Annotated in this window: 14 protein-coding genes and 1 pseudogene; 13 read left to right on the top strand and 2 right to left on the bottom strand. The window is 72.0% G+C overall.

The window, feature by feature from the left end; genetic code table 11:
• The first annotated feature begins 139 nt into the window (after window positions 1-139).
• The 13 genes and pseudogenes from HFV08_RS32180 (at window position 140) to pstB (ending at window position 12,777) form a co-directional block, all read left to right on the top strand.
• Entirely contained in the window at window positions 140-286 is a 147-nt protein-coding gene (locus HFV08_RS32180) for a DUF1016 N-terminal domain-containing protein (protein ID WP_312885837.1), read from the top strand.
• Window positions 287-519: 233 nt separating this feature from the next.
• Complete coding sequence (locus HFV08_RS32185) at window positions 520-648, top strand: LPFR motif small protein (RefSeq protein ID WP_281373555.1); 129 nt, start codon at window positions 520-522, stop codon at window positions 646-648.
• A 60-nt stretch (window positions 649-708) separates the two neighbouring features.
• Window positions 709-1,641 (top strand): mycothiol synthase, encoded by a 933-nt coding sequence (mshD, locus tag HFV08_RS26575; RefSeq protein ID WP_168542992.1) that lies wholly within the window; start codon window positions 709-711, stop codon window positions 1,639-1,641.
• A gap of 136 nt (window positions 1,642-1,777) precedes the next feature.
• Window positions 1,778-2,146: pseudogene (locus HFV08_RS26580) on the top strand (GntR family transcriptional regulator); the annotation flags it as partial.
• Window positions 2,147-2,349: 203 nt separating this feature from the next.
• Window positions 2,350-3,330 carry an ABC transporter ATP-binding protein gene (locus HFV08_RS26585; protein WP_168542993.1) on the top strand — a complete coding sequence of 327 codons (981 nt, stop codon included), beginning with the start codon at window positions 2,350-2,352 and terminating at the stop codon, window positions 3,328-3,330.
• Window positions 3,327-4,385 (top strand): ABC-2 membrane transporter-related protein, encoded by a 1,059-nt coding sequence (locus tag HFV08_RS26590; RefSeq protein WP_168542994.1) that lies wholly within the window; start codon window positions 3,327-3,329, stop codon window positions 4,383-4,385. Before HFV08_RS26585 ends, HFV08_RS26590 begins: the two co-directional genes overlap by 4 nt.
• A gap of 327 nt (window positions 4,386-4,712) precedes the next feature.
• Window positions 4,713-6,944, top strand: a complete 2,232-nt coding sequence (locus HFV08_RS26595) for an RNA degradosome polyphosphate kinase (protein ID WP_168542995.1) — start codon at window positions 4,713-4,715, stop codon at window positions 6,942-6,944.
• Window positions 6,925-7,980, top strand: a complete 1,056-nt coding sequence (locus tag HFV08_RS26600; RefSeq protein ID WP_168542996.1) for a CHAD domain-containing protein — start codon at window positions 6,925-6,927, stop codon at window positions 7,978-7,980. Before HFV08_RS26595 ends, HFV08_RS26600 begins: the two co-directional genes overlap by 20 nt.
• Window positions 7,977-8,432, top strand: coding sequence for an NUDIX hydrolase (locus HFV08_RS26605; RefSeq protein WP_168542997.1), 456 nt, complete (start codon window positions 7,977-7,979; stop codon window positions 8,430-8,432). Before HFV08_RS26600 ends, HFV08_RS26605 begins: the two co-directional genes overlap by 4 nt.
• 235 nt (window positions 8,433-8,667) lie before the next feature.
• A complete protein-coding gene (gene pstS, locus HFV08_RS26610; protein ID WP_168542998.1) occupies window positions 8,668-9,795 on the top strand; it encodes a phosphate ABC transporter substrate-binding protein PstS in 1,128 nt (375 codons plus the stop codon).
• 105 nt (window positions 9,796-9,900) lie between these two features.
• A complete protein-coding gene (gene pstC / locus HFV08_RS26615) occupies window positions 9,901-10,905 on the top strand; it encodes a phosphate ABC transporter permease subunit PstC (RefSeq protein WP_168542999.1) in 1,005 nt (334 codons plus the stop codon).
• Complete coding sequence (pstA, locus tag HFV08_RS26620; RefSeq protein ID WP_168543000.1) at window positions 10,902-11,963, top strand: phosphate ABC transporter permease PstA; 1,062 nt, start codon at window positions 10,902-10,904, stop codon at window positions 11,961-11,963. Before pstC ends, pstA begins: the two co-directional genes overlap by 4 nt.
• A gap of 37 nt (window positions 11,964-12,000) precedes the next feature.
• Complete coding sequence (pstB, locus tag HFV08_RS26625; protein WP_168543001.1) at window positions 12,001-12,777, top strand: phosphate ABC transporter ATP-binding protein PstB; 777 nt, start codon at window positions 12,001-12,003, stop codon at window positions 12,775-12,777.
• A 159-nt stretch (window positions 12,778-12,936) separates the two neighbouring features.
• Here pstB and HFV08_RS26630 read toward each other — a convergent pair whose 3' ends face one another.
• Both HFV08_RS26630 and HFV08_RS26635 read right to left on the bottom strand, forming a co-directional pair.
• Window positions 12,937-13,935 (bottom strand): inorganic phosphate transporter, encoded by a 999-nt coding sequence (locus HFV08_RS26630; RefSeq protein ID WP_168543002.1) that lies wholly within the window; start codon window positions 13,933-13,935, stop codon window positions 12,937-12,939.
• A 6-nt stretch (window positions 13,936-13,941) separates the two neighbouring features.
• Window positions 13,942-14,562, bottom strand: coding sequence for a DUF47 domain-containing protein (locus HFV08_RS26635; RefSeq protein ID WP_040251939.1), 621 nt, complete (start codon window positions 14,560-14,562; stop codon window positions 13,942-13,944).
• Window positions 14,563-14,797: the final 235 nt, after the last annotated feature.

The raw sequence follows: 14,797 nt of genomic DNA on the forward strand, positions 1-14,797 counted from the left end.
CGAAGTGAAGCTTGCCCCATGACGCACGACCTCACCGACGGCACCGGCAACCTCCCGCTTCCCCGGGGGAGTTCGCGGGCCCGCGAACTCGGCCCCGGGCACACCGGACCCGGCTGTGCCGCCGGGGTTCCATGCACTGGTGGACGACCTCAAGACCCTGGTCCGGGGCGCCCACCTCCGGGCCCGGCTCAAGGTGAACACCGAGATGATCCGGATGTACCGGGAGATCGGACGGACCATTCTGGAGCGGCAGGAGCAGGGCGGGTGGGGGTCGAGTACGCCCTGAGCCGCTCCGGAAGCCCCAAGGAAGGAGGGCTCGGGGTGCAGCGGCGACGGGGGCCGGAAGCGACAGAGGTGAAGTGAGGAGCGGGCCGCGTACGGCAGGGCGCACGGCAGGGGAAAAGTGAGAGAGAGGATTCCGTTTCTGTGCGGAGGAAGGGGGCACGCGGAGAGAGAACCGCCGTACCGCACGGCAGCAGCCTCCGGTCGCCGACCGGGGCCGCAGAACGGAGGTACACCATGCTGAAGGCCATCGCCGATGTCTTCCGCACCATCGGTGGCGCCATCGCCACCGTCGTCACCCTGCCCTTCCGCATCGTCGCCCGCCTCTTCGGCGGAGCCTCGGACACGGCACGCGGGCACCACTGAGCGAGGGCGGTGCGGTGGCGCAGGGCCCGGGTGATCCGCCGTGCCGCTTATCCTCGATCCATGACCAGCGACGACGCGGCAACACCCGCCACCCTCCGCCGTATCGAGACTCTGGACACGCTCTCGCCCGAGCGCGCCGGGGCGGTTCTCGAACTGATCGACGCGGCCGCCCGCGAGGACGGGCAGCCCGCGGTCAGCGAACAGGGCCGGCTCCAGCTGCGGGGCGGTGAGCGGGCCGGCGTACGGCATCTGCTGCTGTACACGGGCGAGGAGCTGCTGGGCTACGCGCAGCTGGAGGACACCGACCCCATCGAGGCTCCCGCCGCGGAGCTGGTCGTGCACCCGGCCCACCGGGGCAGGGGGCACGGCCGGGCGCTCGGCACCCTGCTGCTCGACGAGTCGGGGCGGCGGCTGCGGGTGTGGGCGCACGGCGGGCACGCCGCGGCCCGGCACCTGGCCCAGGTCCTCGGCCTCACCCTCTTCCGCGAACTGCGCCAGATGCGCCGCCCGTTGACCGGACTCGAACTCCCCGAGCCGGTGCTGCCGCCGAAGGTCGCCGTACGCCCCTTCGTACCCGGCCAGGACGACGCGGCCTGGCTCGCCGCGAACGCCGCCGCCTTCGCCCACCACCCCGAACAGGGCTCCCTCGGCCAGCGCGACCTGGACGACCGCAAGGCGGAGACCTGGTTCGACCCGGAGGGCTTCTTCCTCGCGGTGCGGGAGCCCGCGGGCGAGCTGCTCGGCTTCCACTGGACCAAGGTGCACGCGCGGGAGGGGCTCGGCGAGGTCTACGTCGTCGGGGTGCTCCCCGAGGCCCAGGGCAGCGGGCTCGGCAAGGCGCTCACCACCATCGGCCTGCGCCATCTCGCGGGCCGCGGCATCGGCACGGCGATGCTCTACGTGGACGCGGACAACAAGGCCGCAGTCAGCGTGTACGAGCGGCTGGGCTTCTCCACGTACGAGACCGATCTGATGTACCGGACGGAGTCCTGAGCGGACGGGCCGCCATCGGCCGAGCGGATCCCGGCTGACGGAGCCGACAGAACTGACAGCAGGGGCGGCGTACTTGACGTCGCCCCTGCTGTGGACCACCCTTTCACTACTTGATTAGTGAAAGGGTGTTGCCTGCGTGGTCCAGTACCGCATCGACCGGCGCAGCGGCGTCGCCACCTATGTGCAGATCGTGCAGCAGACCCGGCAGGCGCTGCGGCTCGGCCTGCTGGAGCCCGGGGACAAGCTGCCCACTGCCCGGGAGGTCGTCGAGGCCACGGCGATCAATCCGAACACCGTCCTGAAGGCCTACCGCGAGCTGGAACGCGAGGGGCTCGTCGAGGCGCGGCGCGGGCTCGGCACCTTTGTGCGCCGGACCCTGGGCGCCGCCGCCACCGACACCCCCTTGCGCGCCGAACTCGCCGAGTGGGCGGGGCGGGCCCGGGCCGCCGGGCTCGAACGGGAGGACGTCGCCGCGCTGTTCACCGCCGTTCTCGACGAGCGCTTCGGGGCGGCCGGCACCGGATCCGCACCGCCCACCGGCGCGGGCCCGGGCTCCCATCCCGACCCCGGCTCCCGCTCCGACTCCGATACGACCGCGGCCACGGCCGCGGCAGGCAAGGCCACCACCGGCTCCGCCCCCGCCCCGCACCCGCCGGGCGCGGAGCACCCACGCCACGCAGCGCACACACACCAAGGGGGATCCCGCCCATGAAGGACAGCGCCGTCGAGGCGGCAGCGCTCGGCAGGAAGTTCGGGGGGCGTACCGGTTCGCCGTTCGCCCGGTCGCGCGGGCGGGCCCCCGGGAGTGCCGCGGATCCCGCGCCCCGGGGGCCGGGCCGCGGGACCTGGGCGCTCCGGGAGTGCACCGTGGCCGTCCCGGCGGGACGCATCTGCGCCGTGGTCGGGCCGAACGGTGCCGGGAAGTCGACGCTGCTCGCCCATGCCGCCGGGCTGCTCCGCCCCACCGAGGGCAGCATCCGGGTGCTCGGCACCGCACCGGTCGCGGCCCGCGAACGACTCGCCTACGTGGCCCAGGACAAGCCGCTGCACCCGCGGTTGACCGTCGAGGAGACCCTGCGGCTCGGCCGCGAACTCAACCCGGGCCGCTGGGACCAAGCCGCCGCGGAGCGGGTGGCCGAGGACGGGCTGTTCGCCGACCGCACCCGGGTGGGCCGGCTCTCCGGCGGGCAGCGGACCCGGCTCGCCCTGGCCCTCGCGCTCGGCAAGCGGCCCGAACTCCTGCTCCTGGACGAGCCGATGGCCGACCTCGACCCGCTGGCCCGGCACGAGCTGATGGGCCTGCTGCTCGCGGAGGCCGCCGAGAACGGCACCACGGTGCTGATGAGTTCGCACATCCTCGGTGAACTCGCCACCGCCTGCGACCACTTGGTGCTGCTCGGCGCCGGGCGGGTACGGCTGGCGGGGGAGGTGGAGGAGGTGCTCGCCGCGCACACCCTGGTCACCGGCCGGGGCAGCCCGGCCGATCTGGACGGCCGTACGGTGGTCGAGTCCCGGGCCACCGGGCGCGGGCTGACCGCGCTGCTGCGCACCTCGGAGCCCCTGGGCGCGGGCTGGGAGAGCGCCGCGCCCTCGCTGGAGGAGATCCTGCTCGGCTATCTGCGCACCCTGGACGAGGCCCCGGCGGCCGAGCACACCGCGGAGCGCGTACCCGAGGAGGCGGCCTCGTGAGCGCCCGCCGCGCGCGGACCGCGCCCCCGGACACCCGCCCCGTGGCCTCCGCGCCTCCGCGGGAGGACATCCCCCGGGACCTGCCGGCGCCGGCCACCTGGCTGCGCGGCCCGTACTGGGCCACGGCACGGACGCACCGGACCGCCCTCAGAGCCGTACTCGCCCTGGTGCTGCTCGCGGCGCTCCTCGTCCTCCTCGGGCAGCTCTGGCTGGCGCTGCGAAGGGACCAGCCCTGCGGCGGCGAACTCGGCCTGGACTGCGGCGGGTTCTGGGCGCAGGCCAGTGCCGAGCAGTTCCTCGACCGACTCGGCCGACTGGGCCGCCCGGCGCTGCTCCTGTGGCCCGCGGCGGTGGCCGCCTTCGTCGCGGGACCGCTGACCGGGCGGGAACTGGAGCACGGGCTGCACCGCCTCGACTGGACCCAGTCCGTGACCCCGGCCCGCTGGCTGACCGCGAAACTGGTCCTCGCCGCCGCGGTCGCCGTGCCCGCGGCTGCCCTCCTGTGCGGGGTGTTCGCGCTGGCCGAGCCGCCCGGTGCCGACAACGCAGGCTGGGCGGACTGGACCGCCCGGGGCGAATTCGAGACCCACGGCGCGGTCCTCGGGGCGTACACGGTGCTGGCCGTGGCGCTCGGCGCCCTGACCGGTCTGGTGCTGCGCCGCGGCTACCTCGCACTCGCCCTCGCGGGCGGGATCGGCGCCGCGCTGCCGCAGCTGGCGGCCTCGCTCCGCTGGGAGCTCTGGCCGGTGCGCACCCTGACGGCGACGCAGGTGGATCGGACCGACATCCCGCCGATGATGGACGCCGACAGCGTCCGCATGGACTGGGGCCGGATCACCGCCACCGGGCGGCAGGTGCCCGCCGACTACTGCACCCAGCAGACCGGCCTCCCCGGGAAGTGCCCGCCCGGCGTACGGATCACCGGGGTGTGGGCGGAGTACCATCCGCGCGCCCACTTCTGGTACGTACAGCTCACCGAGTCACTGCTCGTCCTCGCCCTGGCCGCGGTCCTCGTCTGGGCCGCCTACCGGGTGCTGCGCCACCGGACCGGCTGAGCAGCGGGCGCCCGGGAGCGTCCCCGCCCGCGCGGCGGACGGGCGGCGGACGGGCGGCGGCGCTCCCGCCGCTCCCGCCGCCCCGGGCGCCGGACCCCCCGGGGCCGCCCCCCGATGTCCTGCACGTCATGTCGCCGTAACCGTTGATTCAGGTGGCCTTGCGAGGCTCGGGCAATGCAGCCCGCCGTGCCCGAGCCCTCGCCGCCGCGCGAGGAGCCCGGGCTTCCCGCGCCCCGCCGCCTCCGCCGTTCCGCGGCACAGGACGCGGCCGCGGCCGCGCTGACCGGCGCCCCGGCGCGGAAGAGCCCGGCGCGGAACAATGGACTCATGACGCAGCCCGACGCCAAGGCCCCGATGAAGCACGCTCAGCCCTCCGTGGGCTCGATCGCGGCGCACCGGCCGCACGCGATCGCCGCGACCACCTCGGATCTGGAACCCGACCTCGACTCGGATCTGGACCACTTCGAGGACGCCGACGACACCGAGCTGCCCCTCGGCCGCTTCCTGGACCGCGAGCGCAGCTGGCTCGCCTTCAACGAGCGGGTCCTGGAGCTGGCCGAGGACCCCGCCACCCCGCTCCTGGAGCGCGCCAACTTCCTGGCGATCTTCGCCGGCAACCTGGACGAGTTCTTCATGGTCCGGGTGGCCGGCCTCAAGCGCCGCATCGCGACCGGGGTCGCCACCCGCTCCGCCTCCGGACTCCAGCCCCGCGAGGTCCTGGAGATGATCTGGAACCGCTCCCGCGAGCTGATGGCCCGGCACGCCGCCTGCTTCCAGGAGGACGTCGCGCCCGCGCTGACCGAGGAGGGCATCCACCTGGTCCGCTGGCACGAGCTCACCGAGAGTGAGCAGGCCCGGCTCGGCACCCTCTACCGGCACCGCATCTTCCCGGTGCTCACCCCGCTCGCGGTGGACCCGGCGCACCCCTTCCCGTACATCTCGGGGCTCTCCCTCAATCTCGCCGTGGTGGTGCGCAATCCGCACTCCGGGCACCGGCACTTCGCCCGGGTCAAGGTGCCGCCGCTGCTCTCCCGCTTCCTGGAGGCCTCCCCGCAGCGGTACGTGCCCGTCGAGGACGTCATCGCCGCCCACGCCCATCTGGAGATGCTCTTCCCGGGGATGGAGGTCCTGGAGCACCACATGTTCCGGATCACCCGGAACGAGGACCTGGAGGTGGAGGAGGACGACGCCGAGAACCTCCTGAAGGCGCTGGAGAAGGAGCTGATGCGGCGCCGTTTCGGGCCGCCGGTGCGCCTGGAGGTGGAGGAGTCCATCGACGAGGTGGTGCTCAACCTGCTGCTGCGCGAGCTGAAGATCAGCGAGGACGAGGTCTATCCGCTGCCGGGCCCGCTCGACCTGACCGGCCTGTTCGGCATCGCCTCGCTCGACCGGCCGGAGCTGAAGTACAAGAAGTACGTGGCGGGCACCCACCGCGACCTCGCCGAGGTGGAGTCGGCCTCCGCCCCGGACGTCTTCGCCGCGCTGCGCGAGCGGGACGTGCTCCTGCACCACCCCTACGACAGCTTCTCCACCTCGGTGCAGGCCTTCCTGGAGCAGGCCGCGGCCGACCCGGACGTGCTGGCGATCAAGCAGACCCTGTACCGGACCTCCGGCGACTCCCCGATCGTGGACGCCCTGATAGACGCCGCCGACTCCGGCAAGCAGGTCCTGGTCCTGGTCGAGCTGAAGGCGCGCTTCGACGAGCAGGCCAACATCAAATGGGCCCGCAAGCTGGAGGAGGCGGGCTGCCATGTGGTCTACGGCCTGGTGGGCCTGAAGACGCACTGCAAGCTCTCCCTGGTGGTCCGCCAGGAGGGCGACATCCTGCGCCGCTACAGCCATGTCGGCACCGGCAACTACCACCCGAAGACCGCCCGGCTCTACGAGGACATCGGGCTGCTCACCGCGGACCAGCAGGTCGGCGCGGACCTCTCGGACCTCTTCAACCGGCTCTCCGGCTACTCGCTGCGGGAGAACTTCCGCCGCCTGCTGGTCGCCCCCCGCTCGCTGCGCGACGGACTGGTCTCCCGGATCGCCAAGGAGGCCGAGCACCACCGCGCGGGGCGGCCCGCCTACGTACGGATCAAGGTCAACTCGATGGTCGACGAGGCCGTCGTGGACGCGCTGTACCGGGCCAGCCGGGCGGGCGTGCCGGTCGATGTGTGGGTACGCGGGATCTGCGCGCTGCGGCCCGGGGTGCCGGGGCTCTCGGAGAACATCCGGGTGCGCTCGGTGCTCGGCCGTTTCCTGGAGCACTCCCGGGTCTTCGCCTTCGGCAACGGCGGCGAGGCCGAGGTGTGGATCGGCAGCGCGGACATGATGCACCGCAACCTCGACCGCCGCATCGAGGCACTGGTCAGGGTCAGCGACCCGGCGCACCGGGCCGCCCTGAACCGGCTCCTGGAGACGGGGATGTCCGACCGTACGGCCTCCTGGCACCTGGGCCCGGACGGCGACTGGACCCGGCACGCCACCGACCCCGAGGGCCAGCCGCTGCGGAACGTACAGGAGATGCTCATAGACGCCCGGAGGCGCCGGCGTGGCACAGCAACACCATGAGGTCGCGGTGCAGTCCGCGGCGGGGGACGTCCTGGCGGCCTATCTGCGCCACCAGGCCACCGAGTTCCTCCGCGCGCTGAGGGCGCACCGCGAACACGGGGGGACCACCGGTTCGGGCGAGGAGGCGAGCGGCGCGGCGGCCGCGCTGCGGGCCTCGGCCCGGCGGATCGGGGGCACCCTGCACACCTTCAAATCGCTGCTCGACGGCCCGTGGTCGGAGGAGATCAGGGCCGAGCTGGCCTGGCTGTCCGGCACCCTCGCCCGCGAGCACGCGCACGCCGCCCGCCTGGAGCGGCTGCTCGGCGCCCTGCACCGGCTCTCCGGCGGCGCCGCCTTCGAGGACGGCCCGGCGGGGGCGGTGCGGGCCCCCGGGCCGCGCCGGGAGGACCGCGGCGGCCCCCCGCTGGCCGTCGGCGCCGCCAAGGCCGGTGCCCTCCTGGAACGCCAGCTCACCCTGGCCCGCACCCGCGCCCACTCGGCCGCCCTCGGCGCGCTCGGCTCGGCCCGCTTCCACGCCCTCGCCGACAGCGTCGCCGTGCTCGCCAGCGAGGTGCCGGTCGACCCCAACGCCCGCGCCGGGGACCTGCACCTGCTCGCCCGGGAGGCGAAGGCCCGCCTCGACGAGGCCGCGCAGCAGCTGCCGCTGCGCCGGGCGGGGCTGCCCTACAACGCCGAGGCCCTGGTGCACGGCCTGTCCGCCGAGCCGGGACCGCAGCCGCAGGACGCCCCCTGGCACCAGGTGCGGCTGCTGCTGCGGCTGCACCGCTACGCCCACGAGGTGCTGCACGCCGAGCCCGGCGCCGAGACGGAGACCGCCGGGCGCCTGCGGGCCGCGGGCCGCGCCCTCGACGAGCACCGGGACGCCGCCGAGGCCGCGCTCGCCGCCGCCTCCGCCGCCCGCACCCCGCGGATCGCCCCGGCCACCGCCTACGCGCTCGGCGTGCTGCACGCCGAGCAGCGGCACGCGGTGGAGGCCGCCCGCTACGCCTTCGGCCAGTGCTGGCTGGGCGAGAAGGAACCGGTGGCCACCGGATGAGCGGGCAGGGCGTCGTCCGGGCGGCGGGCTGCGTGCTGTGGCGGCGGGCCCGCTCCCCGCTGGCCCACCGCGAGCTGGGCGAGTCCTGGGCCGGGCACGGCGGCATCGAACTCTGCCTGGTGCACCGCCCGAAGTACGGCGACTGGTCGCACCCCAAGGGCAAGCTCAAGACCGGGGAGCCGCCGCTGGCCGCCGCGCTGCGCGAGGTCGCCGAGGAGACCGGCTTCCGCTGCACCCCGGGGCCGGTGCTGCCCTCCGCGCACTACCTCGCGCACGGCAGGCCCAAGCAGGTCAGCTACTGGGCGGCCGAGGCGGGCGAGGGCGGCTTCCGGCCGAGCCGCGAGGTGGACCGGATCTGCTGGCTGCCGCCGCTCTCCGCGCGCGCCCGGCTCACCGAGCCCCGCGACAAGGAGCTGGTGGACGCCCTCCTCACCGCCCTCCGGCTCGGCTGACCGGCTCCCACCTGCCGTGACGTGTCCCGCACGTCCAGTAGTCGCGCGCCTCACCGTGCCGACCGTCGAGGTTCACCCCCCGTTCACCCTCACCCATCGGCCGCTTCACCTGTTCTGCCTAATTTCGGCCTTGTACGGAGCGCGCCGCCAGATTCCGGCGCCCCCACCCCGTGCGGTGAGACCACGACTTCGCACGCCGCCCGCGTGAGGCGGCTCCTGGAAGGACATCCCGAAAGTGAAGCTTCAGCGCAAGAACCGGCTTCGCGCCCTCTGCATCGGTGCCGTCGCCGTCTCCGGCGCCCTGGCCCTGACGGCGTGTGGTTCGGACGACACCGGCGGCACGGGCGGCGGCGACAGCTCGGCGGCCGCCGACTCCGGCAACATCAAGTGCGAGGACGCCAAGGGCCAGCTCCGCGCCTCGGGCTCCTCCGCGCAGAAGAACGCGATCGACGCCTGGCGCAAGAACTTCGCGGCCGCCTGCCAGGTGCAGATCAACTACAACCCCAAGGGCTCCGGCGCCGGCGTCACCGACTTCCTGCAGGGCTCCACCGCCTTCGCGGGCTCGGACTCCGCGCTCAAGGACGACGAGATCAAGGAGTCCTCGAAGGTCTGCAAGGGCAGCCAGGCCATCGACCTGCCCATGGTGGGCGGCCCGATCGCGGTCGGCTACAACGTCCCCGGCGTCGACGACCTGGTCCTGGACGCCCAGACCCTGGCCGACATCTTCAACGACAAGATCAAGACCTGGGACGACGAGGCCATCAAGAAGCTCAACCCGAAGGCCGACCTCCCGGGCACCAAGATCCAGGCCTTCCACCGCTCCGACGAGTCCGGCACCACGGACAACTTCACCAAGTACCTGAAGGCCGCCGCTCCGGGGAACTGGCCGTACGAGCCCGCCAAGGCCTGGGCGGCCAAGGGCGGCCAGGCCGCGAGCGGCTCCTCCGGCCTCGCCCAGAACGTCAAGGAGACCGAGGGCGCGATCTCCTACTTCGAGCTCTCCTACGCGGGCGAGTCGGTCGACACGGTCGACCTGAAGACCGAGGCCGCCGAGCCCGTCGAGGCCACCGTCGACAACGCCACCAAGGCGATCGCCGAGGCCAAGCGGGTCGGCACCGGCAAGGACTACTCCCTGGAGCTGAACTACAAGCCGGCCGCCGAGGGCGCCTACCCGATCACCCTGGTGACGTACGAGATCGCCTGCGAGAAGGGCAACAAGGCGGAGACGCTGCCCGCCACGAAGGCCTTCCTCGGCTACATCGCCGGTGACGAGGGCCAGGGTGTCCTCAAGGAGAAGGGCTACGCCCCGATCCCGGCCGAGATCAACACGAAGGTCCGCGAGGTCATCAACGGCCTGAGCTGACCGTGAGTGCGGGCGGGCCGCCACCGGGGGCCCGCCCGCACCGTCCGGTGCACCGCCGCCTGGAGCCGCGCCCGAGGGCACGGCCCCGCAGACCGGAGAACTCCCATGGATATATCGACCAAGAGCGACACCGCTCCCCCTCCCCCGCCCACCGTCGTGCCCCTCGAACCGGGCAGCAGGCGCCCCTCGGTCCGCCTCGGCGACCGGATCTTCCTCGGCCTGTCCCGCGGCTCCGGCATCCTGCTGCTGCTGATCATGGCCGCGATCGCCTGCTTCCTCGCGTACCGGGCCGCGCTCGTCCTCGCGAAGAACGACGGCAACTTCCTCACCACCTTCGAGTGGGAGGCCAACGGCGACCCGCCGGTCTTCGGCATCGCCGTGCTCGCCTTCGGCACGGTGGTCTCCTCGGTGATCGCCATGGTGATCGCGGTACCCGTCGCGGTCGGCATCGCCCTCTTCCTCACCCACTACGCCCCGCGCAAGCTGAGCGGCCCGATCGGCTACGCCATCGACCTGCTCGCCGCGGTGCCCTCGATCGTCTACGGCCTGTGGGGCGTCCTCGTCCTGGTGCCGCACCTGAACGGCCTCTACGGCTGGCTCGACACGTACTTCGGCTGGACCGGGATCCTCGACTGGCAGGGCGGCGCCCCGCGTTCGCTGTTCACCGTGGGCATCCTGCTCGCGATCATGATCCTGCCGATCGTGACCAATGTGAGCCGCGAGGTCTTCCGCCAGGTCCCGCTCGCCCACCAGGAGGCCGCCCTCGCGCTCGGCGCCACCCGCTGGGAGGTCATCCGGATGTCGGTGCTGCCCTTCGGCCGCTCCGGCATCATCTCCGCCTCGATGCTGGGCCTCGGCCGCGCGCTCGGCGAGACCATGGCGGTGGCCACCGTCCTCTCGCCGGAGTTCGTGATCAGGACCAGCCTGCTCGACCCGGGCGGCGGCACCTTCGCCCAGAACATCGCCAGCAAGTTCTCCGAGGCCACCGTGCAGGGCCAGGACGCCCTGATCGCCTCCGGCCTCGTGCTCTTCGTCATCACCCTGCTGGTCAACGGCGCGGCCCGGGCCATCATCGCCCGCCGCAAGGAGTACTCGGGGGCCAACGCATGAGCCACGCAGCCACCACCCCGCGCCCGAAGAGCCTGAAGACGGCCCGCCTGCCGCGCGGCTCCGCCTGGGGCATCGCCCTGCTCTCGGTCCTGCTCGGCTCCGGCATCGGCCTGCTCGCCGGTCTCGGCAACAAGGTCCAGTGGGGCCTGCTCGCCGCCCTGCTCTTCGTGGTGATCACCTACACCGCGGCCGCCGCCGTCGAGGGCCGCCGCCAGGCCAGGGACCGGGTCGCCACCAGCGTCATCTGGGTCACCTTCGTCCTCGCCGTGATCCCGCTCGCCTCCCTCCTCTACGAGACGGTCAAGCGCGGCGCCAAGGTCTTCGACGGCTACTTCCTCGGCCACTCGATGGGCGTGGTCGCCGACACCGAACCCGGCGGCGGCATCTACCACGCCATCATCGGCACCCTGGAGCAGGTCGGCCTCGCCACCGTGATGTCCGTGCCGCTCGGCCTGCTCACCGCCATCTACCTGGTGGAGTACGGGCGCGGCAGGCTCGCCAAGGCCGTCACCTTCTTCGTCGACGTGATGACGGGCGTGCCCTCGATCGTCGCGGGCCTGTTCGTCCTCAGCTTCTGGATCCTGATCCTCGGCTTCGACTTCTCCGGCTTCGCCGGCTCGCTCGCCCTGTCGATCCTGATGATCCCGGTGATCGTGCGCTCCACCGAGGAGATGCTCAAGCTCGTCCCGAACGAGCTGCGGGAGGCCAGCCTCGCGCTCGGCGTGCCCAAGTGGCGCACCATCCTCAAGGTGGTCGTGCCGACCTCGATCGGCGGCATCACCACGGGCGTCATGCTGGCGGTCGCGCGCATCACCGGCGAGACCGCGCCGGTCCTGCTCCTGGTGTGGGGCAACAGCTTCATCAACACCAACCCCTTCGAGGGGGAGCAGGCCTCGCTGCCGCTGTACATCTACCAGCAGTACGCGAACAGCTCCGGCGAGGGCGCCGCCTACGACCGGGCCTGGGCCGCCTCGCTCGCGCTCATCGCCTTCGTCATGATCCTCAACCTGGTGGCCCGCGGCATCGCCCGCTGGAAGGCCCCGCAGTCCGGTCGCTGACCGCGGCCTCAGCGACCCGAAAGAAGCAGTGATTTCCATGGCCAAGCGCATCGACGTCTCCGGGCTCACCGCCTACTACGGCTCCCACAAGGCCATCGAGGACATCTCGATGACCGTGGAGCCGCGCTCCGTGACCGCCTTCATCGGCCCCTCCGGCTGCGGCAAGTCGACCTTCCTGCGCACCCTGAACCGGATGCACGAGGTCACCCCGGGCGGCCGGGTCGAGGGCAAGGTCCTCCTCGACGACGAGAACCTCTACGCCTCGTCCATCGACCCGGTCGCGGTCCGCCGCACCGTCGGCATGGTCTTCCAGCGCCCGAACCCCTTCCCGACCATGTCGATCTACGACAACGTCGCGGCCGGCCTCAGGCTGAACGGCTCGTACCGCAAGAGCGAGCTGAGCGAGATCGTGGAGAAGTCGCTCAAGGGCGCCAACCTCTGGAACGAGGTCAAGGACCGCCTCAACAAGCCCGGTTCCGGGCTCTCCGGCGGCCAGCAGCAGCGGCTGTGCATCGCCCGCGCGATCGCCGTCGAGCCGGATGTGCTCCTGATGGACGAGCCCTGCTCCGCCCTCGACCCGATCTCCACCCTCGCCATCGAGGACCTGATCGGGGAGCTGAAGGAGCGGTTCACCATCGTCATCGTGACGCACAACATGCAGCAGGCCGCCCGCGTCTCGGACCGCACCGCCTTCTTCAACCTGGCCGCGGTCGGCGAGCCCGGCAAGCTCATCGAGATCGACGAGACCGAGCGGATCTTCTCCAACCCCTCCGTGCAGGCCACCGAGGACTACATCTCCGGCCGCTTCGGCTGACCGGCCCCGGCCGCCCCCGCGTGGGCGGCCCCCTGCCCCTCGCGGTGCTGCATGGCGGTGCCACCGCGAGGACGAAAGGGCCCGCCCCCTGGCTCCCGGGGGGCGGGCCCTCTCTCGTAAGGGGTATGTGGTCCTCGTATGCGCAGGCGTTCCTGGTGGCTAGCCGAAGGCGAGCCAGACCAGGCCGTAGCTGGCCGCGGCGACCAGGGCGGCGGCGGGCATGGTGATGAACCAGCCGAGGACGATGTTCTTGGCGACGCCCCAGCGGACCGCGTTGACCCGCTTCGTCGCGCCGACGCCCATGATCGCGGAGGTGATCACATGCGTGGTGGAGATGGGCGCGTGGAAGAGGAAGGCGGAGCCGAACATGATCGAGGCGCCGGTGGTCTCGGCGGCGAAGCCCTGCGGCGGGTCCAGCTCGATGATCTTGCGGCCGAGGGTGCGCATGATGCGCCAGCCGCCCGCGTACGTACCGAGCGAGAGCATCACGGCGCAGACCAGCTTGACCCAGACCGGGATCGCGTCGCCGTACTCCTCGGTGTCGGCGATGACCAGGGCCATGACCACGATGCCCATCGTCTTCTGGGCGTCCTGGAGGCCGTGGCCGAGCGCCATGCCCGCGGCGGAGACGGTCTGCGCGATCCGGAAGCCGCGCTTGGCCTTGTGCGGGTTGGAGTTGCGGAACATCCACAGGATCAGGCACATCACCAGATAACCGAAGATCAGCCCGATGAACGGCGAGACGAACATCGGAATGACGACCTTCTCGACCACCCCGGACCAGATCACGTCGATCCCGCCCGCGAGCGCCGCGCCCACCATGCCGCCGAACAGGGCGTGCGAGGAGGAGGACGGCAGACCGAAGTACCAGGTGACCAGGTTCCAGATGATGGCGCCGACCAGCGCGGCGAAGAGGATGCCCATCCCCTTGCTGCCCTGCGGGGTCTCGATGAGCCCCTCGCTGACGGTCTTGGCGACACCGGAGCCGAGGAAGGCACCGGCGAGGTTCATCACCGCGGCCATCGCGAGGGCGGCGCGCGGGGTGAGGGCACGGGTGGACACGGAGGTGGCGATGGCGTTCGCCGAATCGTGGAACCCGTTGGTGTACGTGAAGAAGAGCGCGACCCCGATGGTCACGACAAGAGCGAAGGTGTCCACGAGGCCTCAGGATTCCTTGACCGCGATGGTCTCCACCGTGTTCGCCACATGCTCGAAGGCGTCCGCCGCCTCCTCCAGTACGTCCACGATCTGCTTCAGCTTCAGCACCTCCATGGCGTCGTACTTGCCGTTGAAGAGCTGGGCGAGCAGCTTGCGGTGGATCTGGTCGGCCTGGTTCTCCAGGCGGTTGACCTCGATCCAGTACTCGGTGAGGTTGTCCATGGTGCGGAGGTTCGGCATCGCCTCCGCGGTGAGGTCGGCGGCCCGGGAGAGCACCTCGATCTGCTGCTCCACACCCTTGGGCAGCTCGTCGACCTGGTAGAGGACGACCAGATCGACCGCCTCTTCCATGAAGTCCATGATGTCGTCGAGGCTGGACGCCAGCGAGTAGATGTCCTCGCGGTCGAAGGGCGTGATGAACGAGGAGTTGAGCTGGTGGAAGATCGCGTGGGTCGCGTCGTCCCCGGCGTGCTCCGCGGCCCGCATGCGCTCGGCGATCTCGGCCTTTGCCGAGGCGTCGGCCCCGAGCAGTTCCATCAGGAGACGGGAGCCGGTGACGATGTTGTCCGCGGAGGCGGCGAACATGTCGTAAAAGCTCGTCTCCCTGGGGGTCAGACGAAAGCGCACTGGGGGTCCTCGGGGTGCTCTGGTTTCGGTCAGGCTGATGCTAGGCGCATCATCCGGCCACGGCTAACCGGCGTTCCACCAGTGTCGCCCATCGGGCACAGTGCTCAGCACTGGGTACGGCCAAGGGGTCCTTACCCAGCGGAAACCCGTACCATATACCCACCAGGGGTATCAGAAATCAGAAGTCCCGCCGAAGCGCCGCACAAGCTCTGCGGAACGGCGCGGAACCGTCCAG

This window comes from Streptomyces physcomitrii (assembly GCF_012273655.1).
GTDB lineage: Bacteria > Actinomycetota > Actinomycetes > Streptomycetales > Streptomycetaceae > Streptomyces > Streptomyces physcomitrii.

Coding starts and splice junctions, on each gene's coding strand:
- HFV08_RS26585 (WP_168542993.1), top strand. CDS start 2,350: ATGAAGGACAGCGCCGTCGAGGCGGCAGCGCTCGGCAGGAAGTTCGGG.
- mshD (WP_168542992.1), top strand. CDS start 709: ATGACCAGCGACGACGCGGCAACACCCGCCACCCTCCGCCGTATCGAG.
- HFV08_RS26595 (WP_168542995.1), top strand. CDS start 4,713: ATGACGCAGCCCGACGCCAAGGCCCCGATGAAGCACGCTCAGCCCTCC.
- pstB (WP_168543001.1), top strand. CDS start 12,001: ATGGCCAAGCGCATCGACGTCTCCGGGCTCACCGCCTACTACGGCTCC.
- HFV08_RS26605 (WP_168542997.1), top strand. CDS start 7,977: ATGAGCGGGCAGGGCGTCGTCCGGGCGGCGGGCTGCGTGCTGTGGCGG.
- HFV08_RS32185 (WP_281373555.1), top strand. CDS start 520: ATGCTGAAGGCCATCGCCGATGTCTTCCGCACCATCGGTGGCGCCATC.
- pstA (WP_168543000.1), top strand. CDS start 10,902: ATGAGCCACGCAGCCACCACCCCGCGCCCGAAGAGCCTGAAGACGGCC.
- pstC (WP_168542999.1), top strand. CDS start 9,901: ATGGATATATCGACCAAGAGCGACACCGCTCCCCCTCCCCCGCCCACC.